The sequence below is a fragment of the Achromobacter deleyi genome, assembly GCF_902859705.1.
Lineage (GTDB): Bacteria > Pseudomonadota > Gammaproteobacteria > Burkholderiales > Burkholderiaceae_B > Achromobacter > Achromobacter deleyi.
Genome location: NZ_CADIJO010000005.1, coordinates 153,585 through 176,686, shown reverse-complemented (window position 1 = coordinate 176,686; position 23,102 = coordinate 153,585). Strand labels below are relative to the sequence as shown.

24 protein-coding genes and 1 tRNA gene are annotated in these 23,102 nt (G+C 64.0%); 14 read left to right on the top strand and 11 right to left on the bottom strand.

Translation table 11 applies throughout. From position 1 onward, the window contains the following. Positions 1 to 157 precede the first annotated feature (157 nt). The 6 genes from HV798_RS09825 (at position 158) to HV798_RS09800 (ending at position 5,408) form a co-directional block, all read left to right on the top strand. Positions 158 to 2,089, top strand: a complete 1,932-nt coding sequence (locus HV798_RS09825; protein WP_175192600.1) for a type IV pilus assembly protein FimV — start codon at positions 158 to 160, stop codon at positions 2,087 to 2,089. Between the two features lie 3 nt (positions 2,090 to 2,092). Next, the gene (gene truA / locus HV798_RS09820) at positions 2,093 to 2,926 is read left to right on the top strand and encodes a tRNA pseudouridine(38-40) synthase TruA (protein ID WP_175192599.1); all 834 of its coding nucleotides are present in this window, start codon (positions 2,093 to 2,095) and stop codon (positions 2,924 to 2,926) included. 35 nt (positions 2,927 to 2,961) lie between these two features. Further along, positions 2,962 to 4,059 carry a TRAP transporter substrate-binding protein gene (locus HV798_RS09815; RefSeq protein WP_175192598.1) on the top strand — a complete coding sequence of 366 codons (1,098 nt, stop codon included), beginning with the start codon at positions 2,962 to 2,964 and terminating at the stop codon, positions 4,057 to 4,059. 53 nt (positions 4,060 to 4,112) lie between these two features. Then, complete coding sequence (locus HV798_RS09810; protein WP_081821513.1) at positions 4,113 to 4,775, top strand: phosphoribosylanthranilate isomerase; 663 nt, start codon at positions 4,113 to 4,115, stop codon at positions 4,773 to 4,775. Between the two features lie 177 nt (positions 4,776 to 4,952). Beyond that, a tRNA-Val gene (locus HV798_RS09805) sits at positions 4,953 to 5,029 on the top strand. Positions 5,030 to 5,210: 181 nt separating this feature from the next. Continuing rightward, entirely contained in the window at positions 5,211 to 5,408 is a 198-nt protein-coding gene (locus HV798_RS09800; protein WP_175192597.1) for a hypothetical protein, read from the top strand. A gap of 399 nt (positions 5,409 to 5,807) precedes the next feature. Here HV798_RS09800 and HV798_RS09795 read toward each other — a convergent pair whose 3' ends face one another. Both HV798_RS09795 and HV798_RS09790 read right to left on the bottom strand, forming a co-directional pair. Further along, positions 5,808 to 6,299, bottom strand: a complete 492-nt coding sequence (locus tag HV798_RS09795; RefSeq protein WP_175192596.1) for a hypothetical protein — start codon at positions 6,297 to 6,299, stop codon at positions 5,808 to 5,810. A gap of 261 nt (positions 6,300 to 6,560) precedes the next feature. Then, complete coding sequence (locus HV798_RS09790; protein ID WP_175192595.1) at positions 6,561 to 7,535, bottom strand: putative phage abortive infection protein; 975 nt, start codon at positions 7,533 to 7,535, stop codon at positions 6,561 to 6,563. A 523-nt stretch (positions 7,536 to 8,058) separates the two neighbouring features. Here HV798_RS09790 and HV798_RS31665 point away from each other — a divergent pair. Further along, positions 8,059 to 8,505: a putative metallopeptidase gene (locus HV798_RS31665; protein WP_246288662.1), complete on the top strand. Its 447-nt coding sequence runs from the start codon at positions 8,059 to 8,061 to the stop codon at positions 8,503 to 8,505. Between the two features lie 764 nt (positions 8,506 to 9,269). Here HV798_RS31665 and HV798_RS09785 read toward each other — a convergent pair. Beyond that, positions 9,270 to 9,812, bottom strand: a complete 543-nt coding sequence (locus HV798_RS09785; protein ID WP_175192594.1) for a hypothetical protein — start codon at positions 9,810 to 9,812, stop codon at positions 9,270 to 9,272. Between the two features lie 552 nt (positions 9,813 to 10,364). Here HV798_RS09785 and HV798_RS09780 point away from each other — a divergent pair. Next, the gene (locus HV798_RS09780) at positions 10,365 to 10,829 is read left to right on the top strand and encodes a hypothetical protein (RefSeq protein ID WP_175216354.1); all 465 of its coding nucleotides are present in this window, start codon (positions 10,365 to 10,367) and stop codon (positions 10,827 to 10,829) included. A 13-nt stretch (positions 10,830 to 10,842) separates the two neighbouring features. Here the strand turns inward: HV798_RS09780 and HV798_RS09775 are convergent, their stop codons facing one another. Beyond that, on the bottom strand, positions 10,843 to 11,376 hold the full coding sequence (locus tag HV798_RS09775) for a phosphonate degradation HD-domain oxygenase (protein WP_175192592.1): 534 nt from the start codon (positions 11,374 to 11,376) through the stop codon (positions 10,843 to 10,845). A 147-nt stretch (positions 11,377 to 11,523) separates the two neighbouring features. Here HV798_RS09775 and HV798_RS09770 point away from each other — a divergent pair, with 147 nt between their 5' ends. The 5 genes from HV798_RS09770 (at position 11,524) to HV798_RS09750 (ending at position 14,705) form a co-directional block, all read left to right on the top strand. Next, positions 11,524 to 12,231: a tetratricopeptide repeat protein gene (locus HV798_RS09770; RefSeq protein ID WP_175192591.1), complete on the top strand. Its 708-nt coding sequence runs from the start codon at positions 11,524 to 11,526 to the stop codon at positions 12,229 to 12,231. A gap of 57 nt (positions 12,232 to 12,288) precedes the next feature. Continuing rightward, positions 12,289 to 12,696 (top strand): hypothetical protein, encoded by a 408-nt coding sequence (locus HV798_RS09765; RefSeq protein WP_175192590.1) that lies wholly within the window; start codon positions 12,289 to 12,291, stop codon positions 12,694 to 12,696. Between the two features lie 6 nt (positions 12,697 to 12,702). Continuing rightward, positions 12,703 to 13,110: a LolA-like protein gene (locus HV798_RS09760; RefSeq protein ID WP_025135324.1), complete on the top strand. Its 408-nt coding sequence runs from the start codon at positions 12,703 to 12,705 to the stop codon at positions 13,108 to 13,110. Positions 13,111 to 13,158: 48 nt separating this feature from the next. Then, entirely contained in the window at positions 13,159 to 13,578 is a 420-nt protein-coding gene (locus tag HV798_RS09755) for a YbaN family protein (RefSeq protein ID WP_217481162.1), read from the top strand. A 179-nt stretch (positions 13,579 to 13,757) separates the two neighbouring features. Further along, complete coding sequence (locus tag HV798_RS09750) at positions 13,758 to 14,705, top strand: alpha/beta hydrolase (RefSeq protein WP_175192589.1); 948 nt, start codon at positions 13,758 to 13,760, stop codon at positions 14,703 to 14,705. Between the two features lie 78 nt (positions 14,706 to 14,783). On the opposite strand, the gene HV798_RS09745 is transcribed toward HV798_RS09750, so the two are convergent. The 4 genes from HV798_RS09745 to HV798_RS09730 form a co-directional block, all read right to left on the bottom strand. Further along, positions 14,784 to 16,565 (bottom strand): IlvD/Edd family dehydratase, encoded by a 1,782-nt coding sequence (locus HV798_RS09745; RefSeq protein WP_175192588.1) that lies wholly within the window; start codon positions 16,563 to 16,565, stop codon positions 14,784 to 14,786. 68 nt (positions 16,566 to 16,633) lie between these two features. Continuing rightward, on the bottom strand, positions 16,634 to 17,650 hold the full coding sequence (locus HV798_RS09740) for a TRAP transporter substrate-binding protein (RefSeq protein ID WP_175192587.1): 1,017 nt from the start codon (positions 17,648 to 17,650) through the stop codon (positions 16,634 to 16,636). Positions 17,651 to 17,702: 52 nt separating this feature from the next. Further along, positions 17,703 to 18,983 (bottom strand): TRAP transporter large permease, encoded by a 1,281-nt coding sequence (locus tag HV798_RS09735; RefSeq protein ID WP_025135329.1) that lies wholly within the window; start codon positions 18,981 to 18,983, stop codon positions 17,703 to 17,705. Positions 18,984 to 19,029: 46 nt separating this feature from the next. After that, positions 19,030 to 19,572 carry a TRAP transporter small permease gene (locus tag HV798_RS09730; RefSeq protein ID WP_175192586.1) on the bottom strand — a complete coding sequence of 181 codons (543 nt, stop codon included), beginning with the start codon at positions 19,570 to 19,572 and terminating at the stop codon, positions 19,030 to 19,032. Positions 19,573 to 19,705: 133 nt separating this feature from the next. On the opposite strand from HV798_RS09730, the gene gntR reads away from it, so the two are divergent. Beyond that, on the top strand, positions 19,706 to 20,731 hold the full coding sequence (gntR, locus tag HV798_RS09725) for an HTH-type transcriptional regulator GntR (RefSeq protein WP_175192585.1): 1,026 nt from the start codon (positions 19,706 to 19,708) through the stop codon (positions 20,729 to 20,731). A 33-nt stretch (positions 20,732 to 20,764) separates the two neighbouring features. Here the strand turns inward: gntR and HV798_RS09720 are convergent, their stop codons facing one another. Genes HV798_RS09720 through HV798_RS09710 form a run of 3 tightly spaced genes read right to left on the bottom strand, consistent with a single transcriptional unit; the run spans position 20,765 to position 23,088 of the window. After that, on the bottom strand, positions 20,765 to 21,700 hold the full coding sequence (locus HV798_RS09720; RefSeq protein ID WP_175192584.1) for a DMT family transporter: 936 nt from the start codon (positions 21,698 to 21,700) through the stop codon (positions 20,765 to 20,767). Positions 21,701 to 21,707: 7 nt separating this feature from the next. Further along, positions 21,708 to 22,772, bottom strand: a complete 1,065-nt coding sequence (locus HV798_RS09715) for a histone deacetylase family protein (protein ID WP_175192583.1) — start codon at positions 22,770 to 22,772, stop codon at positions 21,708 to 21,710. Between the two features lie 22 nt (positions 22,773 to 22,794). Further along, entirely contained in the window at positions 22,795 to 23,088 is a 294-nt protein-coding gene (locus HV798_RS09710) for a cupin domain-containing protein (protein WP_025135334.1), read from the bottom strand. Positions 23,089 to 23,102 lie beyond the last annotated feature (14 nt).

Genomic DNA, 23,102 nt, shown 5'->3' with positions numbered 1-23,102 from the left:
GGGCAATGTGCCCGCCAGCCAACGCCGATGCGCCTTTCAGGTTTGTGAAACGCGCTGCATCTATTACACTTTTCGGGTGAATTGAGGCTTGTTATCACAAGATCGCCATGAACAAGCCCTAGCCCGTAATTCGACTACAAGAACGGAATTCCAGCTTATGACCCAGCGTTCGCGCCAAGTGAAGCATGCCCGCCGTTTGAAGGCCCTCCAGTGGGCGATCGCATTGGCGCTGGGCGCGAGCATCAGCAGCCAGGCGCTGGCGATGCGGGTGGGGCATTCACGCGTGGTGTCGGCGCCGGGCGCGCCGCTGCAGGCGCTGGTCGGGCTGCAGGAACTGACCCCCGACGAAGTGTCGTCGCTGCGGGTCTCGATCGCGGACGAAGCCGCCTGGCAGCGCGCGGGCCTGAAGCCGCCCGCGCCCTTGGCCGGCATGGTGGTCAGGGTGGAAGACGGCATGGATGCCACCCGCAAGAACCTGCGGGTACGGTCGGCGCAAGCGCCGGCCAGCGGGGCGGTCGACCTGTTGCTGGACATCAGCTCCAGTTCGGGCCAGCGGCAGGTGCAGGTCAGCATTCTTGTACCGCTGCGGGGCGCGGGCGCCGACGTCACGCCGGCCGCCGTGGGCACGCCGGGCCGCACGGGCGGCAGCGCGGGCAGCGTCAACGTCAAGTCGGGCGACAACCTCTTTGCCATCGCCCAGCGCAACGCAGTGCCCAACGCTTCGGTGTACCAGATGCTGGTGGCGCTGTGGCGCGCCAATCCCGAAGCCTTCATCCAGAACAATATGAATCTGGTGCGCGCCGGCCAGACGCTCACGATTCCCGACGCCGCCACCGTGCGGGCCGTGGATCCGGCCGAAGCGCGCCGCATCTTCAACGAACACGCCGAAGCCTTCGCCCGTTACCGCGCCCGCATCGGCGCCGCGGCCGGCGCGAACCCGTCCGTGGTCAAGGGCCAGGACGCGTCTTCCGGCACCGTGGCCCGTCCGGGCGACACCGGCGTGGCGACGGCATCGCCGCCGCAAGACCGGGTGCGCCTGTCGTCCGGCCAGGCGGCCGGCGGCGCGGCCGCGCAGGCCGAAGCGCAGGCGGATCAACGCACGTCCAACGAACGCGCCATCGCCGATGCCGAGGGCCGCGTCAATCAGTTGCAAAGCAACGTCGACGAATTGAACAAGGCCGTGGCCGGGCAGGGGGCGTCGGGGGCTGGTGCGCCCGGGGCCGAGGGCGCAGCGGGCGGAACGGGTAAGCCGGGCGTGGCCGGGGCTGCGGGTACTGCGGGTACTGCGGGCGCGGCAGGGGCATCCGGCACGCCGGGTGCTGCCGGGGCTTCGGGCACGCCAGGTGCCGCGGGCGCCGCAGGAGCAAATGGGGCATCGGGCACGCCGGGCGCTGCCGGTGCCACGGGGGCCAGCGGGGCATCCGGTACGCCGGGAGCCGCCGGAGCCGCAGGCGCAGCGGGAGCCGCAGGGGCAGCCGGCGCTGCAGGTACGCCAGGCGCTGCCGGTGCTGCGGGCACCGCAGGCTCGACCGGGGCATCAGGAACACAGGGCGCCACCGGCGCCGCAGGCTCGACCGGTGCGCCTGGCGCTGCCGGATCGGCCGGAACATCGGGCACTCAGGGCGCCGCTGGCGCAGCAGGTGCCACAGGCGCGGCAGGCGCCACCGGAACGCCAGGCGTTGCGGGCGCAGCGGGCGCACAAGGCGCCGCAGGCGCGCCTGGCAGCCCTGGCGCAACCGGTACCCCCGGCGCCACGGCGCCGACGGCCGCCGCCGCACAAGACAAGGCCGCCGCGGATGCGGCGGCAAGCAACAACAAGGATAAGGATTTGACTTCTTCCATGCCGGCCTGGCTGGCCGACAATCTTCTGGTGATCGTCACCGCGGTGCTGGCGCTGATCGCGTTCGCCATCGCCTGGGTGCTGCGCCGCGCGGGTGCGCGCCGTGGCGACGACGACGAGGAAACCTACGCCTACAACGAGCCCGCGCTGGATACCGCAGCGCTGAACCGCAAGCTCGATTCGATCAATCTCGACCTGGACGAACCGCCCACGGACGAACCGCGCCGGGTCGGCGGTCCACGGGTCTGACAGATGTCCAGAGTTGCAATGGGGCTGGCCTACGACGGCTCCGCCTGGCAGGGTTGGCAAACCCAGCCGCACCGGCAGACGGTGCAAGACACATTGGAAGCCGCGCTGGCGCGCTTCTGCGACGTAAAGGAACCGGTGGCCACCATCTGCGCCGGCCGCACCGATACCGGTGTGCATGGCGCAATGCAGGTCATCCATCTGGATACCAGCCTGGACCGGCGCATGGAATCCTGGGTGCGGGGCGTCAACGCCTTCCTGCCTCCCAGCATTTCCGTGCAGTGGGCCAAGCCGGTCTCGGATGATTTCCATGCCCGCTTTTCCGCCCGGGCCCGTACCTATGTCTATCTGCTGTGGCGGGGCAGGGTGCGACCGGCGCTGTGGGCCGGCCGGGCAGGGTGGTGCTACCAGCCGCTGGATGTCGATGCCATGCGCGCGGCCGCTCGCGCCTTGCTGGGGGAACACGATTTCTCCAGCTTTCGTTCGTCGCAGTGCCAGGCCAAGCATCCGGTGCGCGTCATGCACCGGCTGGACATCGAAGAGCGCGGTCCGTTTCTAGTGTTTACGCTTCGGGCCAACGCTTTCCTGCATCATATGGTGCGCAACATCATGGGTGCGCTGCTGCAGATCGGCCAAGGCCGCGAATCCGTCGACTGGATGGCGCAGCTGCTGTCCTGGCGCGACCGCAAGCGCGGCGCGCCCACGTTTTCCCCCGACGGCCTGTACCTGTCGGCCATCGAATACCCCGACGAGTTCGGCCTGGACGAGTTGGATGGCGGGGCGCTCTTGCTGTCGCCCTTCACGCAACCCGCTACGCAACCGTCGGGCAACCCGCCATAGCCCGGCGGCCGTCGGCACCCAAGGAGGCCAGTCTCATGCAACGCCGCGCGTTTTTGAAGCGAACCGCCCTGGGCGCCGCCGCCGGCGGGGCCGCCCTCGCCGCCCCGGTCTATGCGCAAGAGGCGCCGGCCGTGTCCTGGAAGCTGGCCTCCAGTTTCCCCAACGAGTCGCCCACCCTGTTTGCCGGCGCCGAAGACGTGGCCCGCTACGTCAGCGACGTCACCGACGGCAAGTTCCGCATCGAGATTTTCTCGGCTGGCGACCTGGTCGACGCCGGCCAGGTGCTGGACGCCGTGCAGCACCGCATCGTCGAATGCGGCCATACGGCATCCACCCGCTTTTTCGATACCGACCCCGCGCTGTGCTTTGACGCCGGCCTGCCGTTCGGCCTGAATACCCGCCAGATGAACGCCTGGATGATCCAGGGCGAAGGGTTGGCGCTGACCCGCGTGCTGTTCGATAAGTACAACATCGTCAACTACCCCTGCGGCTTCACGGGCGCCCAGATGGGCGGCTGGTTCCGCGGCGAGGTCAAATCCGTCGACGACCTGCGCGGCCTGAAGATCAAGGCAGGCGGCTTTGCGCGCCAGGTGCTGGCTCGCCTGGGCGCTGAACCCGTGGACCTGTCCATCGCCGATACCTATGCGGCGCTGGAACAGGGCGGGGTGGATGCCGTGGCCTGGATCGGTCCGCACGACGACGAAAGCCTGGCGCTCTACAAGGTCGCTCGCAACTACTACTTTCCCGGCTGGTGGGCGGGCACGCTGCAGTTGTCGCTGTACGTCAACCAGGACGCGCACGACGAACTGCCCAAGCCCTATCAGGCGGCGCTGGGCCTGGCCAGCCGCATGGCCACGGCCAACATGATCGCCAAGTACGACGCCGGCAACCCCGACGCGCTGCGCCGGCTGGTGCAGCGCGGCGCGCAGCTCAAGGCCTTTCCGCGGCCCATGCTGCAGGCCGCCTATGACGCGTCGCTGAAGCTCTACCAGGAACTGAGCGCCAAAGACCCCATGTTCAAGAAGCTGTACGAGAGCATGACGACCTTTCGCGACAAGGAAATCCCGTGGTTCCGCGTGGCCGAAGGCAGCTTCGACAGCTTCATGGCGACGGCGGGCCAGCCGGCCGGCTGACGGCGCGCTCTTATATATACTGAGTGCATCCGTCGCGCTGGGCGACGCAAGCAATGAACTCCATGCGCACACGCATCAAGATCTGCGGCCTGACCCGCGAAGAAGACATCGACGCCGCCGTCTCGGCCGGCGTCGACGCCATCGGCTTTGTCTTCTACCCCAAGAGCAAACGCTGCCTGACGCCGACCCGCGCTGCGCAACTGCGCCGCACGGTGCCGGCGTTTGTCGACGTGGTGGCCCTGTTCGTGAACCCTGATCCCGCCGACGTGCAGGCCGTGCTGGACCAGGTCGGCCCGGAACTGCTGCAGTTCCATGGCGACGAATCCCCGCAAGACTGCGCGCGCTACCACCACCGCTACCTGCGCGCCTTTCGCGCTGGCGCCCCGGGCCTGGCCACCGCCGAAGACCTGGCATCCTACTGCCGCGCCTACGGTGAAGCTGCTGGCTGGCTGTTCGACAGCTACAGCGCCGGCTACGGCGGCAGCGGCCACGGCTTTGACCACGCGCTGCTGTCCGACGTGAAGGCCGATCCTGTGTCGCGTCCGCTCATCCTGTCTGGCGGATTGACCCCCGACAACGTCGCCGCCGCGGTCCAATCCGTGCGTCCGTGGGCCGTCGATGTGAGCAGCGGCGTCGAGGTCGAGCAAGGAATAAAAAGTTCTGATAGAATCTCGTTCTTCGTTGCTGCGGTGCATGCCGCAGACGCGAAAAAGTAAGAAGGTTTGCGCAGTGCTGGCAGTCGTTTGGAAGTTGCAAAACACGTTCAAAAGACAGGCCGTTGCGGATGAAGAGTAGGGCGAAAGCAAAACTCCGGAACGCAACAAAAACAGCAAAAAGTTTGAAAAGACGATTTGCACAGTTTAAAAAAGCACTATATAATTCTTCTTCTTTGCAGGCGGTTAGCTCAGCTGGTTAGAGCGCCACGTTGACATCGTGGAGGTCGTTGGTTCGATTCCAATACCGCCTACCAAATTCCTGCAAAGTGGTGCTTGATAGAGCTAGTCAAGCACCGCCAAAAAAGCCGCGACAGTCTAAGACTTCGCGGCTTTTTGCTTTCTACGTCGCCTGGAGAGCATTCAAGCATGGGGTTACGCCCAAATCCACCGTCTGATCCCGTGTCACATCCGCAGCGGCCTTCCTGGCGAACCCGCTTGGCGGAAGTGATTTTTGGCGGTATTGCGATTGTGACGGCCGGCCTGGGCCTGATCGTGGCAGTCGGGTTGGGTCTGCTGTCCGGCGACCCGGGCATATTGTCGTGGCCGAAGAATACAAACAGGTGGGTGAAGGCTGCGACAGTGCTCTTTGTATTCGCGATTTTTGGTTTGCTTGCGTACCTGTTGTTCAAGTGACGCGCTGCCCACTGACACGTCGACACTCCGACTGGGCAGAAAAACATCGGCCCGCACTTAGAGAGACATTATGTTTGGGCGCGGCCGACCAGGTGCCAACGGTATGCCTCTGGCGCTGATTCTTTCGGCTATGACTGCCGGGAATCAGGGCTTTTAAATACTGACGACACCCTGCGACGACGTTGCCTTATTCCGTCCGCAAACACCGCCGCGCCATCTTCTTATAGTGCGCAATCGGCGGCGTATCCAATCCCACCACCTTCGCGAAGTCGTCATACCGGCGCGGCCGCACCGCCGGCAGCGCGTGCGGCTGGCCGCCGCGAGAAACCGTAGTCTGAGTCGTTTTCTTTATAAGTACTACCTGAGGAAGCGTCCCGGCCAAAAAACCGGGGAGTTTTGCTATCTACCGACTAAGTCGCAGTTTTGGCTGGTGAACTTATTGCCTGCGCGCATTTCCTGCGCTGCGTCGTCCAGGTACTTACCGTCGAGCATGTAAACGTCTCGGAGTGCCGACTCGGATGCCGATGCGTATATCCGTCCGAGCATGAAGTCAGCGGACGGGCCTTCCAGATTGTTCATCACCCCCATGGGGACTATGGAACTAATCGCTGCTTGGCTGATGCGCTTGGCCTGGAGGTCGTCGATAAACCGCTGGCCCTGCGCCAACCCATAAGCAAAGAGCCGCTGCTGGTCCGGCGCCTTCTTGAGGAGCTCGGCCAATGCGCTGCAGCCGAAGGCAGCCCACGCGGCGCGGCCACTCGTCGCGCGTGCTGTTGAGTCAACATCCGCCGCTTGGGCGGGCGAGCCGAGAAAGAGTGCGAGTGCAATGGGCACCGACAACTGGCGCATGCTGAAAGCCCTCATCAAATGAAAGAAGACGGCGACCGTCAAGCAGCTGTGACTGCGCGACCGACAGCCGACCCACGGAGCAAACCGTGAGCGACCCGAAGCCGTCCCACCTGCGCGGGTGGGGCCTAAGGTAACATAAAATTACTAGCCCACATGGAAACTGCCGCTGACACGCGTGATTCGTCTTGCCCAGAACTTTGGAATCGAGAAGGAGGCATATGCTTCAGTGGGAAGTGTTACACCGACTGTAATAGTTCTCAGGCGTAACGCGTGCTGGCGAAATGCGTTTGAATCGTCCAGGCGCTAAAGATCTTTTAGTTCGACAATTCCAAGTTCCAGCTTGGCCACAGCGGAGCTAAATGCGCGCTTTGTGTATGGGAAGCCGTCAAATCGCCTTTCAAGGAATGGCCCTCGCATTGCCGCGATGAGATAGTCAGAAGTGGCTTCTAGATTGTCTAGAAGTGCATATTTCTCAATCAGAGTCGCGAATCTTTCTCCGCGTTTTGTGGTGCCGTTGTATGCAAGAATCATCATTTCAGGCCAAGTGAGCTGGGACCGAGCAATCGCGACGTAATGCCATTTCTCGCTATCTGGTATAGGACTATTGTCAACCCAGTCGATGAGTCGGTAAAGCGATCGCAGTAGAGGACCCAGGACGTCATGATGATTTTTGTATGTGTCCTCGTAGCGGTCCTTTGCTGCGAAAAACTTAATTTCTAAAAGTTTGCCGGCGGACTGGCGATGACGCTCCGCCCATTGGTCAAAATCTGTCCCGACGCTATCCAGTGTGCCGGCGGCCCAAGGTCTTACCAAACTTTGTAAGACTTTAAAGCCCTGATGCGGTCCAGCATTGAGGCTGCTTACAAATTGTCTGTTGCTTTGGAGCCAAGCAAAGAATGTCTGCTCAAAGCTCTGCATCTTGATAGCATTATTTTGCGCCGCTAAAGCCTCCGTAGATCTCGCAGTTTCTGCACGTTGGAGTTTTAATTCATCGCGCTGCAGTGTTAACTCCTCTCGTTGCATGTCGATAGCATGTAATTGGGCTGTGAGCGTACGGACGAGAAGGATGATGGTGACGGCACCCACGACCGGGTTTAATAGTCCACCCAAGAAGTCGCCAAATTGGCCCCAGGTATCGGGGCCTCCTGATTCCTCCTTCCGAATGAGCCCAAAATAGATGCCGTAGGCAAGTATTAGCAAGCCTCCGATGACTATCGGGATTCGGATTAATCGTGATGTTGCCTGCTCAGTTGGTTGAGTTTTCTCGGTGTTAGGCACCGGATATCCTTATTGTAATATTTGGAAAAATTAGAATGTAGTGAAAATAGGTTGAGCAGGCAAGCATCGCCGCTTCGGGGACGATTAGTGCATCGATTTCGACGACCTAAAGTGGCGACCAGCTCTCATGCGGCCAGGCAAGGGAACGAAAAGTTGGGGATCCGGCTTCGAGCGGAGCGAGGCCGACCAAAGTACCAGGGTGATTCAGCATGATCAGAGGGCGGGGGCAGACGGCGGAGCTGCGGCGATTGCGGCCGACCTCCGAGTGGCTGACGCACGCGGAGGTCGTGGGCGGCCTGCGGGCGCTGGCCCCTGAACTGTTGGAATGAACCGAGCGGGGGATACTCGCCTCGGGCTGGTCGCTTCACAATCCCAACCATATCCATCTGGTTGACGCCGACCTGGCTTTCCTTTGGGCGTCGGCGGACGCGTGGTGCTGGGCCAAGCCCAACAAGTGATGTTTCACACCGCCGGTTGGCAGAAGATGCGCCAGGAATAGTAGATCATCGAGTGGTTTGGCCACGTGCCGGCGTTTCTGATCATCCTGGCGGCCGATTACTACGCCGGCTGCAGCGGGGGGGAGTTCTGTGCGCTGATAGAGCATGAGCTCTACCACATAGGGCATTTGCCTGATCCCTACGGCGTACCAGCATTCGACAAACTGGATCGGCCGAAGCTGCGCATCGTAGGGCACGGAGTGGAAGAGGTCGTGGTGGCGTCGTATGGGCCGTCAGCAAATGCTCAGGAAATTGCGGATGCGGCATGGGCGAAGGCGGCTATTGACGTGGGGCATTGCCCGGGCTTGTGGGACCGCTCCTTCATACGGCGTCAACTTATGCGCAGCGCGCAGCCTCCTAGCTTCAGGCGCCTGCCAACATATTCGCCAGAAAGTCGAACTTTAAACAGCAAACGGACTCGATATCTTGTCGAACTGACGCGTGTGTTGCTTTATCGTGCAACGCTACACTAAGGTAATAGTTCTTTCCCCTGTGTTTTCCAAAAAGCAGCCATCCTCCGGAACGTGCACTTTGTGCGACTTGTCGGTTGAGATTGCCGCTAATAGCGTCGTTCACAATTGCCGAAATATCTGGGAGCGTTACAACTGAAGCTCGCCTGAGATCCTCGACTCTCGCGCCTTCTGATCAAAGTAGGATATTCCGTGTTTGCGAAGCGCATTCCGTACGTTCAAGGCAAGCGATCGCAAGCTGGCTCCGCATAGTGCTTATGCCACAGCCCTTTGAGTAGAGGATACTTATTTTATTGGCGGCTTAAATGAGCTGGTTGTGCCGCCTTCAAGAGCCGCAATCTCGTGCACGATCCGTGCAGGATTTAATTCGTTGTTCGATAGCTCGTCCTGCAACTGACGTACGCCGATACTATTTCAAGTGCCGCTAGGCCATCAAGTTCCGAGTCCACTGGCATTACGAGCTGATCGCGCCGAAGGTGCTGGGCGACCCTGTCGTCGCGGGTATTGAATGTGTCCAGCGTGGGATCGAATGCCGTGGCGCTGCGGCTATCGGCCCCCATCGCCACACTCCAGTCTCCCGCTTTTCCGTGGACTGCTGACAGTGGACGAACAACCCGTCGTACTCCTGTGCATGTCGTAAAGATAGGGCGTTCGGGTGCATGAGCCGCGAGCCGCGCAAGCAGCAGATTGGCGTCCTTAAGGGTCTGGCAATGGCTGCACACGGAATCCTCCGTAGCGGTATTTAGGTGCCGGCCGTGAGTTGACGCCTATTCTGGATATACTGAGTTCGGCGCTCCGCCGGAGTCGCGAGGTTGCCAATTCTTTAACGCTTCTGCAAGGGCATTCGGGTTCGGTTCGCGAACGTCTCCAAATACGATCAGGCGTGAGTACAAGGCGAAAATCGCCCAGCGCACTTGCACAGTTAGCTCTGCATCACCCTCGACGGTGCTCATGCCAATTTGTGCTTCCTGGCTTCGGACGAACGCCTCGAATCGCTTAATGAGATCGGCGGTCTCATTGGTGTCCAACCCATGAGCCAAAGAATTTCGGGCGGCGTTCAACAGACCTAGGGCTTTCCACACCCAGGAATCTTCGGGGCCTTTGAACACTGCGCGAGCCAGCTTCGCCTTGGCGTGAAATTGCATCCGATCAAATTGGAGGTGTTCCGGCCGCTGCACGCCCGCCCGGACTATTGCCGTCAGTACCTCTTCAATCAAAAGATGGCCTTTCAACAGAGTGAGTTCAATGTCCGGCGAGGATGGCATAATGCCGAAGAATCGTTGAGCCAGATCATGTGCGTAGGTCGTCATGCAGTGCCCTTGTTATCGAGGATGCCGTGCCAAGCATCCCCTGTGGATGCAGAGTCGGCATTTTGTTGACTGCCGTAAGTATCGTAGCAGTTTGGGGATATGATCGACCATCGAGAGATCCTGTACCCGCATCCATGCAGGTCGTAGGGCATGATTCGGTCTCAAAACCACCTACCAAATTCCTGCAAAGTTGAGCTTGATAGAGCTAATGAAACACCACCCTGAAAGGCGCGACAGTCTACGACTCTCGAGCCTTATTGCTATTTCAAAGAATCCCCAACCATAATCGAGAGTTATCGGATCCATTGTTCACTCTATTCGGCCTGTCTGTGGACCGCTGGATACTGAGTCATCTTGGTGAGGCATGATTATCTCTGTGGCAGAATTTGCCGAAATCTAATAACGAACTGAGAAGCACCTATGACCGAGGTTAATCAGGAAACGCCGTTGCATGAACGTTGGTGAGTTTGGACGTTGGGTGTTCTGGTGGTGGTGGGGCTAATGGGCGGTCTGCCGGGGAAGGCGAACCGCGCTGCGAGTTCGAGGGTGGCGATGCCGGCTGACGAAGCCGCATTTGTTTCAGTCGTGGCTGCTGCCCAGAAGGAAGCCGGCAAAGCCGATAACGACATGCAACGTGGCGGCGTCAAGGCCAAGCGCGATCAGGCGTTGTGCCAGGCGGTCACCAGCCTGGGAGTGCATGAATGGGTCGGCACCGTAAAGCAGATCGCTGCGAATAGCGACGGCAAAGGCGTCTTTGCCGTGGAGATATCCAAGGGCATTACCGTCAAGACCTGGAATAACAGCCTCTCGGACATCGTGCACAACACCCTGTTGCAGCCGGGATCTCCGCTGTTCAACACTGCTTCGATTCTGAAGAAGGGCCAGTCCGTGAAATTTTCCGGATCGTTGTTCAGGGGCACAGGCGCGGATTGCTTCTACGAGTCCAGCCTGGGTCTGCGGGGCAAGTTGATGGACCCGGAATTCATTTTCCGTTTCAGCAGCCTGACGCCGATGTAGCAGGCCGTCAGTTTCACGCCACCCGCAAACACCGCCGCGCCATCTTCATATAGTGCGCAATCGGCGGCGTATCCAACCCCACCACCTTGGCCAAGTCGTCATACCGGCGCAGCCGCACCGCGGCCAGCGCGTGCGGCTGACAGGCAAACGTCTCGGCTTGTTCGGCGGTGAATACGCCGCCTTGCAACGCCAGGCTTTGTACCGAGGCGGGCGACAGGGTGTCCAGGTAGGCGGGTTCGATCGCGCCCAGGTAACGTTTGGCCGCGACGTGCAGGCGCACAGGCGTGGTGACGTCGTCGCTGAACAGCGTGGCCAGGGCGTCAGCAGCGACTTCCTGGTGGCGCATGTCGGTGGTGATGCTTTCGGCCAGCATGAGGTGGCCGACGTCGTGCAGGAAGGCGGCGACGATCACGGCTTTGGACTCGCCGGCCTGTTCGGCCAGTTGCGCGCATTGCAGCGCGTGTTCCGTCTGACTGATGGCTTCGCCGCCGTAGTAGGCGGCGCCGTGATGGGCGAACAGGTTTTCGATAGTGGGCAGGGTCAGCATGGAGCAGCCTCGGCGTTGGGAAGTTGCACGAGACGATAGCGCTTGGTGGTGACATCTAGATGACTAGAGCACAATGCGCGGGCTGGGTCCGCCGGCTCTGACGAGGTTCCTATCGATGATAGTCTTGGGCCTCACCCGGGATGATTCATGCACAGACTGCCCCTTCGCCTTGCCCCCCTGATTGCCTGCCTGACGCTTGCCGGCTGCCTGGCGACCGCGCCGGTTGCGCCGCAGTCGCGGGTGGACGAGATTCCGATGTACGGGGGCATGGATCGGTCGGCCCCTGACATCAAGGCCGCCGACGACAAACTCACGGCGGACGCGAGCCGCGCGTTTGGGTCGCCGGCCCGCGCAGCGCAGGCCTGGATCGAGCAGGGTTATCGCTTTTACCGCGCGGATCAACTCGGTATGGCGACGCGGCGATTCAATCAGGCCTGGCTGATGGATACGCATAATCCCGAGGTCTATACCGGCTTTGCCGCGGTGCTGCACGACCAGGGCAAGTATTGCGACGCCATGAAAATGATGGAGACGGCGCTGAGCCTGAAGCCGCCGTCATTCCAGGGCATTTATGCCGATGCGGGCCGTATTGCCGCACGTTGTGCCGCCGCGGACCAGACCTTGTCGGGCCCGGAACGCGCCGCGATGATCACGCGTTCCGACGCCTTGTTCCGCAATGGCGAAGCTGTCGAGCCGGACAAGGCCTATCTGTATAACGCGTGGGCCAGTGCGTATTACTGGAACGGCCAGTATGCGGATGCCTGGGCGATGGTGGCCAAGGCGCGCAGGGCCGGCGGACAACCCGGTGCGCGGTTTCTGGAAATGCTGCGCGAGAAAATGCCGGAGCCGGTCTAGTCCTGGTCAGTCCACGGTATATTGCGGCTGGTCCAAGCCAGAATCCGGGAGCTGATCGTGTTGAAAATATTGGGGTGTTGCCTGGCGGTATCGCTGCTTGCGGGGTGCATGGGCGTGCCCATCGATGCCACGACCGCGCCGCGCGCGGCGCAGAATTATTATCTGGATCCGCAGGTCAGCGAAAGTGGACCGGGCAAGGGTTTGGTGCGCGTTGCCAGGGACAAGGGCGGCTGGGGCAAGTATCAGCCAGCATTGATCTATGTCGACGGCCGGCATGTGGCGAATGTTCTTGAAAATACGGTGCTTGAACTGAATCTGCCCGTGGGGCCGCACAAAGTGGGCCTGCAGATGGTGGACCGGGCGCACCCGATCGATTATCTCGACGTCCAGGTCAAGGACGGCCAACCCGTGGGGCTGCGTGCGTATGTGGGCGCAACCATGACGATTTTCGAACCCATCAAGTAGGTGTCTATGTCCAGAATCCTTGTGGCCGGACTGCTCGCGTCGATGCTGGCGGCCTGCGGCACCACGCCCGTCGATCCCAATCGGGCGCCGCAGTTGGAGTCGTCATTTGTCATGGACCCCTCGCTGCTGCAATCGTCGACTGAAAAGAGTTCGATCCGGGTGGTGCGCGATTCGGGCACCTGGGGCAGCGCGATCGACATTCTGATCTACCTTGACGGCAGGCATATTGCCAGCATCAACGCCAATCGCGTCTTGCAGATCTGGGTGCCGCCGGGTGCGCACAAGGTCGGGATGCAGGCGTTCAACGCCTCTTATCCCGTGACTTATCTGGATGTGACGACCCGAGCGGGCGAGGTGGCTGATTTCCGGGTGTACCAGGATGGCAGCAATTGGCAGATTGTGCCGCTCAGGTAAAGGGCGGCGCAGGCGCGCCCGCCCGCGTGCGTTATCCTGCACCCCATCATGATGAGAGTACTGTGGTTGATCCTGGGTTGCGTGATGCTGGCGTTGGGCGTGATCGGCGCTTTTCTGCCGGTGATGCCGACCACGATTTTCCTTATCCTCGCGGTGGGCTGCTTTTCGCGCTCGTCGCCCCGGCTGGAGCGCTGGCTGCTGGACAGTCCCACTTACGGTCCGTCGCTGCGCGCCTGGCGTGAGCAGGGCGCGGTGTCGCGCAAGGGCAAGCTGTACGCGTCGCTGGGCATGGCGGTGGGCTATGGCCTGTTCTGGTGGGGGGCGCATCCATCGCTTTGGCTGGCGCTGGGCGTGGGAGTGTTTTTCCTGGCAAGCGCTGCCTACGTGTTGAGCCGGCCCAGCCCACAAATCCGTGAACCGGCCGTTGCCGCATCGGCGCAACCGGATGATCCCGCGCCAGGCGCCTGACGCCTGCTTGAACGCCGCGCATCGCGCGTAACGCACCGAAACGGGCGTGTCCATTTTGTCGCCGCCGGGCCTGCAAATCTCTGCTTAAATTGCCTGCAGCGCGGCCATGGTCTTTGTTGCCAGGCCCTGTCCGGCGGGCGCCTCGTCCGCCCTGACATTTCGGCCCGCGAGGACGACCCATGCATATCAAACGACGAGAACTCCTGTTCGCCGGCCTGTCCAGCGCCGCGCTGGGGCTGATGACCGAGCCCGCGATGGCGATTGCCGCGCCCACGGGCCAACCCACCCTCGATCTGTGGCCGGGCAACCGGGCCCCGGGGGGACCCGGCCCGAAAGAGGCCGAGAAGGTCAGCGCCAAGGGCTCGGTCACGCAGGTGTCGCGGCCGCGCCTGGTGGTCTACCGGCCCGAACGCCCCAACGGCACGGCCATGCTGGTGATTGCCGGCGGCGGCTACGCCCACATCGAGCGCGGCACGGAAAGCACGCCGGCCTGCCTGTGGCTGCAATCGCAAGGGGTGACGGCGTTTGAACTGGTGTATCGCCTGCCCGGCGAGCATTGGCCCGCCGTGGCGCCCTTGCAGGATGGACAGCGCGCGATGCGGGTGATTCGCGCCTCGGCCCAGGAATTCGGCCTGGATACGGGGCATGTCGGGGTGATGGGGTTTTCGGCGGGCGGGCACCTGGCCGGTATCACCGCGGCCACGCCGGGCGTGGCCCGCTACCCGTTGCTGGACGAGACCGACAAGCTGTCGTCGCGGCCGGATTTCGCGGCGTTGATCTATCCGGTGCTGACGTTCATGCCGCCGTTCGACCATACCCATGCGCGCCGCGAGATCGTCGGCGAGCACCCCACGGCCGAGGAGAGCGCGGCGTTTTCCGTGGACCACCTGGCCACGGCGCAGATGCCGCCCACGTTCCTGGCCCAAGCGCAGGACGATCCCATATCGCCCGTGGACAACAGCCTGCTGATGTTCGGCGCGCTGCGCCGCCTGGGCGTGCCGGCCGAGATGCATATCTTCGCGGCGGGCAAGCACGGCTGGGGCATGGGCAAGCCAGGCTCGCTGGTGCAGGCCTGGCCCGAGCTGTTCGCCAAATGGGCGGCCTTCAATCAGTTCTTCAAGGCGTGATGTTGCAGGCCTTGCCCTCAAGGCCTGATTTCCTGCCCGTGATCCTCCAGGCCTGATCCACCGCCCCGTCGCTCGCGTTCAGTGCGAGTGCCTGGGATCGCCGCGCGTCTCCACCACCTTCAGGTAAAGCGTGGCTGGCTCCAGGCAGCCGCCGGTGGATAGCTGGCCCACCAATTGGCGATACAACGCTTGCCAGGGCGTCTGCGACGCCGGGGGCTGGTAGCCGGGCGCTTGCCGGCGCCGTTCCATCTCGGCGTCGTCCACCAGCGCGATGACGCTGCGCTGGTTCAGGTCGACCCGTATCCGGTCGCCGGTGCGTAGCAGCGCCAGGCCGCCACCGACGGCGGCCTCGGGCGACATGTTCAGGATCGACGGGCTGCCCGACGTACCGCTCTGGCGGCCATCGCCCAGGCAGGGCAAGGAGTCGATGCCGCGCTTGATCAGGTGCGACGGGGGCGCCATGTTCACGACTTCGGCGCTGCCGGGGTAGCCCACCGTGCCGGCGCCGCGTATGACCAGGATGCAGTGTTCGTCGATATCCAGTGACGGATCTTCGATGCGGGCGTGGTAGTCCTCGGGGCCGTCGAACACGATGGCGCGGGCCTCGAAGGCATTTTCGTCGCCCTCGGTGGACAGGTAGGTGCGGCGGAACGCCTCGCCCACCACCGACATCTTGATGACGGCGCTATCGAAGAAATTGCCCGACAGCACGATGAAGCCGGCGCGGTGCTTGAGCGGCGCCTCACAACTGCGGATGACATCGGCGTCGCGGGTCTTGGCGCTGGCGGCGATGTCGCCGATGGTCTTGCCGGATACCGTGGGGCAGCCGGCATGCAACCGTCCGGCCGCCAGCAATTCGTGCAGCACGGCCGGCACGCCGCCGGCGCGGTGAAAGCCTTCGCCCAGGTGCTCGCCGGCCGGTACGCAGTTCACCAGCAGCGGCACGTCTTCGCCCAGGCGCTGCCAGTCGTCCAGGCTGAGGTCGATGCCGGCGTGGCGCGCCATGGCGATCAAATGCGGCGGGCAGTTGCTGGATGCGCCCAGGGCGGACGCGACGACGATGGCGTTCTCGAAGGCCTGGCGGGTCAGGATGTGGGACGGCCGCAGGTCTTCGCGCACCATGTCGCAGATGCGCAGGCCGGTGGCGTAGGCCATCTGGCCGCGTTCACGGTAGGGAGCGGGAATGCTGGCGCAGGTGGGCAGCGACATGCCCAGCGCTTCGGCCAGCGAGTTCATGGACAGCGCGGTGCCCATGGTGTTGCAGTGGCCCACCGACGGCGACGACGCCGTGGCCAGTGTCATGAAGCCTTCGTAGTCCAGCTTGCCCGCGGCCATCAGGTTGCGGGCGTGCCAGATGACGGTGCCGGAACCCACGCGCTGGCCGTCGTGCCAGCCGTCCAGCATGGGGCCGCCCGACAGCACGATGGCGGGAATGTCGACGGTGGCGGCCGCCATCAGGCAGGCGGGCGTGGTCTTGTCGCAGCCGGTGGTGAGCACTACGCCGTCCAGCGGATAGCCGTGCAGGATCTCGACCAGACCCAGGTAGGCCAGGTTGCGGTCCAGCGCGGCGGTCGGGCGGCGGCCCTGTTCGGCCAGCGGATGCACCGGGAATTCCATGGGGATGCCGCCCGCGTCGCGGATGCCGGCCTTGATGCGCTCGGCCAGGGCCAGGTGGTGGCGGTTGCAGGGCGCCAGGTCGCTGCCCGTTTGTGCAATGCCGATGACGGGCCGTCCGGATTGCAGTTCCTCGCGGGTCAGGCCGTAGTTCAGGTAGCGCTCGACGTAGATGGCCGTCATGTCGGCATGGGCGGGGTCGTCGAACCATTTCTGGCTGCGCAGCTTGCGGGGGGTGTCGGTCATGGATGCGTCTCGTGTGCTTCGAAGGCTTGCGGCGCGGCGGGCACGCCGCAAGCCAGAGGGCCCTGGGGCTAGTTGCGCGCCTTGCTGATTTCCGTGTTCAGTTGCTGGATCAGGTCAGGCCCCAGCTCCTGCGTGTACTTGTCGACCACGGGCTGCACTTTTTCGCGCATGCGGGCCACTTCCTCGGGCGACACCGTGTTGATCTTCATGCCGGCCTGCTCCAGCGTGCCCATGGCTTTCAGCGAATCGGCCCGGCTGTCCTTGCGCTCGAAATCGCGCGAGGCCTCGGCCGCCTGGCGCACCAGGCGCTGTTCGTCGGGCGAGAGCTTGTCCCACCATTTCTTGGACGCCAGCACCACCCAGGGCGTGTAGACGTGCCGCGTGATCGTCAGGTAGGGCTGCACTTCGTAGAACTTGCTGCTCTGGATGGTGGTGATGGGGTTTTCCTGGCCGTCCACCGTGCGGGTTTCCAGCGCGGTGAACAGTTCCGAGAACGGCATGGGCACGGCGTTGGCGCCCAGCGTGTTGAAGACGCCCAGCGCGATCTGGTTCTGCATCACGCGCAGCTTGATGCCCTGCATGTCTTCGGCGCGCACGATGGGGCGCTTGGAATTGGTCATGTTGCGAAAGCCGTTTTCCCAGTACACCAGGCCGACCAGGCCCTTGGCTTCCAGCTTCTTGAGCAGGTCCTGCCCCAGTTGGCCGTCGAGCACGGCGTCGGCCTCTTTTTCGCTGTTGAACAGGAACGGCAGGTCGAAGACGCCGAATTCCTTGACCATGCCGGCCAGCGGCGCGGTGGACCCGACCATCATTTCCTGCGCGCCGCCGGCCAGCGCGCCCTGCATCTGCTCGTCCGACCCCAGGTTGGCCGAGCCGAACGTCTTCATCTTGAGTTTGCCGCCGCTGATCTTTTCCAGTTCCTGCGCCAGGTAACGGGCAGCGCGGCCCTGGACACTTTCGTCGTTCAGGCCGTAGCCGAAGCGGATCAGCCGCGGCTTGACGTCGGCGGCGGCCGCGACGCCGGCAACGGTGCAGGACAGTACGGCGGCCAGCACGATGAGGCGGGTCTTCAAAGGCTTGTACATGGTGTTCCTCCTTGGTTTCTTGTCAGGGGGGCGCGGGCGTGCGTCGCGGACCCTAGTGCATCCAGCTTGCGGGAACGGTGATCAGCTCGGGGAAGATCACCAGCAGAACCAGCAGCAGCGTGTAGGCCACGACGTAGCGCCACACGCCCCTGCAGATGGTTTCCATATTGATGCGGGCAACGCCGCAGACCACGTTCAGCACCGTACCCACCGGCGGCGTCAGCAGGCCCACGCAGCCGACCATGACGAACATGACGCCGAAGTAGACAGGGTCGATGCCGGCCTTGGTGACGACGGGCATCAGCACCGGCGCCAGGATCAGGATGGTGGGCGTCAGGTCCATGACGGTGCCCACCAGCGTCAGCAGCACCAGCAGGGCGAACATCAAGAGCTTGGGCTGGTCCAGCACGGGTTCCAGCAGCGCAATCAGGTCCTGCGGCATGTCGGCCAGGGTGATCATGTACGACGAGACCATGGCGGCAGCCACCAGGAACATGACGATGGCGGTGGTGCGTGCGGCGTTGACGAACAGCGGCAGCAGGTCGCGCACCCCGATCTCGCGGTAGACGAACAGGCTGACCAGCAGCGCATACACGGCGGCGACCACGGCGGCTTCGGTGGGCGTGAAGATGCCGCCGCGCAGGCCGCCGATGATGATGACCGGCAGCATCAGCGCCCAGGCGGATTCGCGCAGGGCGCGCAGGCGGGCGCGCCACGGCTGGCGCGGCGCGGGCTTGATGGCGCCATGCTTGCGCGCCACCCAGGTCCATACCGCCACCAGCGTCAGGCCCATCATCAGCCCGGGGGCGATGCCGGCGAAGAACAGCTTGGTGATGGAGACGTTGGTGGCGACCCCGAAGATGATGAACGAGATGGACGGCGGAATGATGGGCGCGATGATGCCGCCCGCGGCGATCAGGCCCGAGGCCTGGCCGGCGTCGTAGCCTTTTTCTCGCAGCATGGGGATCAACAGGGAACCGAGCGCGGCGGCGTCCGCCACGGCCGAACCGGACAGGGCCGCGAGCAGCACGCTGGCGAAGATCGCCACGTAGCCCAGGCCGCCCTGGATGTGGCCCACGAACATGCTGGCCAGGTTGACGATGCGGCGCGAGATGCCGCCGGCGTTCATCAGTTCGCCGGCCAGCATGAACAGCGGTACCGCCATCAGCGTGAAGCTGTTGGCGCCCGACAGCATGTTCTGCGCCAGGATCTGGGTATCGAAGAAATCAAGCTGGAACATCATGGCGATCGCGCTGAGCAGCAGCGCGAAGGCAATCGGCATGCCCAGGGCGATCAGCCCCAGCAGCACGAGCAGGAAGACGGTCAGGATCATGGCGCGGGTCCGGGCGGGAGGGCGGAAAGGGGGAAGGGGCGGCCGGTCAGACCGACGGGTCTTCGGGGCTGGATTCCGCCGGCAATGGACCGCCGGTCAGCACGCGTATCAGGTCGACCAGGGTCAACAGGCCCATCGCCACGGCCGCATACAGTGCCGCGGCGTTGAAGACGGCCAGCGACATGGCCGTGACGGGCAGGCGGGTGTCCAGGCCGATCACGGTCTGCACCCAGCTGCCTTCGGCCATCAGCCACAGCACCCACAGGATCAGCAACTGACAGAAGATGTGCGAGACGCGGCGGGCGGCGGGGCCGAAGCGGTCCACCAGCATCGTGACGCCGATGTGCTGGTGATCGCGCAGCGCCAGCACCGACCCCAGGAAGATCATCCAGACGAACGCCAGGCGCGACACTTCGTCGGACGCGTTGATGCCGGAATTGAACAGATAGCGCATGGCGACGTTGCCGAACAGCAGCACCACCATGACGGCCAGGCAGGCGACCATCAGCCACGTCTGCAGGCGGGCGCACCAGTCTGCGGCGCGGGCCAGCGGCGTGCCGCCAGGCCGCCCCTTGGGGGAACCATGCATTCTTGTCTCCAGTTTCCGTTTTCCGGATTTTTATGAGGTCGTGCGGTGCTGATGTTAGCGCTAACATTTTTGGTTTGGCAAGCCCCCCGCTTTGCGTCAGACTACGGGCTCGCCAACTGGGTCAGAAAGATCGATGTCCATCCGAAAGCCGCGCAGCACCCGAGCCGGGCGGGTGACCATGCAAGAGGTCGCGGACCGCGCCGGGGTCAGCGCCATCACGGTTTCCCGCGCGCTGCGCACCCCCGACAAAGTCGCCGAAGGGCTGCGCCTGCGCATTGCCCAGGTCTGCCAGGAATTGGGTTACGTGCCCAACCACGCGGCCAGCGCGTTGGCGTCGTCGCGTTCGCAGACCATCGTGGTGCTGATTCCTTCGCTCAGCAATGCAGTGTTCATCGACATCATCACGGGCATCAAGGACGTGCTGGACGCGCAGGGCTATCACCTGCTGATCGGCGTGACCGGCTATTCCCCCGACGCCGAGGAAGCGCTGCTGCGCAAGTACCTGCAGCATCTGCCCGACGGCCTGATCCTGACCGGCATCGACCACAATCCGGGCGTGTGGGATCTGCTGCGGGCCCAGGGCATGCCCACCGTGCACACGATCGAAACGCTGGCTGGGGACGACGGCATGAGCGTGGGCTTCTCGCAGGCCGATTCGGGCTACGCGGCGTGCCGGCATCTGGTGGATCGCGGTTACCGGCGCATCGCCATCGTCGGCGCACAACTGGACCCGCGTTCGCTGCGCCGCTGCGAAGGCGGCCGCCAGGCGCTGCGCGATGCCGGCCTGTACGACCCGTCGCTGGAAATCATGACGCCCGAGAAATCGTCCATCGGCCTGGGCGCGACGCTGTTGCAGACCTTGCTGGCGACGCATCCCGATTGCGATGCGGTGTTCTTCTGCAACGACGACCTGGCGCAGGGCGCGGTGTTTCAATGCGGGCGCCTGGGGGTGAGCGTGCCGGCGCAGGTGGCGATCGTGGGCTTTCACGATCTGGCGGGCACGGCGTGGACCACGCCGCCCCTGTCCACCGTCGCCACGCCGCGCTATGAGATCGGCCGAGAGGCCGCGCAACTGCTCTTGCGGCAACTGGCGGGGCAGGGCATCGAACAGCCCCACGTGGATCTGGGCTTCACCCTGGTCCAGCGCGAAACCACCTGATCACCGGGGGCGTGGCGGCGATCAGCGCCGGCTCTAGTTCGCCCGCCGCAACGCCAGGAACACGCCCGATGCCATGATCAGGCCCATGCCGGCCAGCGCCAGACCGTCGGGCGGACGCTGGAACCAGAACGTGCTGAAACCCACGGCCAGCAGCAGCTGGAAGTAGTTCAGCGGCGCCAGGGTCGCGGCCGACACGCGCTGGAACGCGGCAATCAACAGAATCTGTGCCAGGCCGCTGCATGCACCCAAGGCCACGATCAGCGTCATGTCGATGGCGGGGGGCCAGGGATCGGGCAGGAAGAACGGCGCGGGCAGCGCCGTGGCGATGAGGCAAATGAAGGCGGTGTAGGCATACTGCACCGGCCCGTCGACCTTGCCCGACAGCTTGCGGGTCAGCACCTGGAAGAAGGCATAGCTGACGGCCGATATCGCCATCAGCACGGTGCCCAGCACCGGCAGGTCGGACCCCGGCCGCACGATCAGCAGCATGCCCGCAAAGCCCGCCGCCACGGCCGTCCATTGCGCCGCCCTGACCCGCTCGCCCAGCAGCCAGGGCGACAGCGCCACCATGATGAGCGGCGAGGTGAAGTAGATCGCCGTGGCCTCGGACAGCGGCATCCAGATCAGCGCCGTCATGAAGCAGCTGGCCACCGTGGCCAACATGACGCCGCGCAGTACCAGCAGCGGCTTTTGCGGCGCATCGCGCAGGCGCTGGCCGCGGTGGCGCCACAGCATCGCCAGCGCCAGCGTGGCCACCGCGATGTAGCGCATGACGTTCAGGAACGGCGCCGGGTAATACGTCAACAGCTGCTTGGACCCTGCGTCGAACGTGGCAAAGGCCATGAGGGCGGCGAAGAACAGCAGGATGCCGCTGCGGCGCGATCCCGTGGGCGTGGCTGCGGCAGCCGACGCTGCGGCAGCCGTTGCTGCGGCGCCCGGCGCAGGCGCCGCCGATGAGGGAAGGGTCATGGTCCGCTCAGGCGCCGCCTTCGCTCATGCCTTGCAGGAAAGCGTCCAGCGCCGGGCCGATCGCCTGGACCATATAGCCGCCTTCCTGCACCACCACCGTCGGCACGCCCAGGCTGGCCACGCGGGCGCCGATGTCGCGGTAGGCGCCGATGTCCAGCTTGAGCACGCTGATGGGGTCGTCCTTGTAGGTGTCGAATCCCAGCGCCAACACCAGGGCCTCGGGCGCGTACCCGGCCAGCGCGGCCAGGGCCGTGTCCAACGCCTTCAGGAAGACGTCGTTGCCCGACCCGTGCGGCAGCGGCAGGTTCAGGTTGCAGCCTTCGCCCGGGCCGTGGCCGCGTTCGTGCGCATAGCCGGTGTAGAACGGGTAGTAGCCAGCGGGGTCGGCGTGCAGCGACACGGTCATGACGTCGGCGCGCTGGTAGAAGATGTTCTGGGTGCCGTCGCCGTGATGCGCGTCCACGTCCAGCACCGCCACCCTGGACCAGGTCTGCAGCAGGCGGCTGGCGGCCGCGGCGCTGCTGTTCAGGTAGCAGAAGCCGCCGGCGCGGTCGCGGTGGGCGTGGTGGCCCGACGGCCGGCACAGCGCATAGGCCAGCTTGCCGCCTGCGGCAACGTGATCGGCCGCGGCTACGGCGCTGTGGGTCGAGCGCAGCGCCGACCGCCAAGTCTGCGGGCCGATGGGGCACGACAGGTCGCTCAGGTAATACCCCGTCTGCGCCACGATGGACGGCGACGGGCAGGGGCCGCGCCCGGCCGTTTCAACGCGGCCGTTGTAGTAGGGCGACAGGTTCGGCAGCACCTCCGGGCCGGGGTCCACGCCGGGCGCCTTCATGGCCTGCCAGCGGGCATACGCGGTTTCCAGGTAGTCCAGGTAGTCCTGGCTGTGGATGCCTTCCAGCGGCTTGCGGCCGTAATCCGACGGAGCCTGAACCGTGATGCCGCGCGCCGCCAGCGCGCTTTGCAGGCTTTCGGCGCGCGAGGGCAGGTCGGTCGGCGCGCTGATGCGCCCCAGCCGCATGAACTGCTGGGGCGAGTGCAGCAGCTGTTCTTCCGAGAAAAACGCCTTCATGATGATCCTTGTCGAGGGGGCGTCAGGCCGCCTGCTTGATTTCGATTTCGACGAACACGAATTCGGTGTCGCTGGGGTTGATGACGTTGTGCTCGACGCCCACCGGCCGGTAGTAGGCCACGCCGGTGGTGAGCTGGCTGGTGATGGGGCCGTCGGGCGTATCCAGCAGCAGCGGGCCGGTGGTCTGCGGCACGACCACGTAGTTCATGCCGTGACGGTGCCAGCCGGTCTCGCCGCCCGGCGGAAAGCGCCATTCGGTCACGGTGACCTGGGCGTTGTCGATCTGGACGGTCGGGATGGCAGCGGGGCGTTGCATGGTCGAGTCTCCTG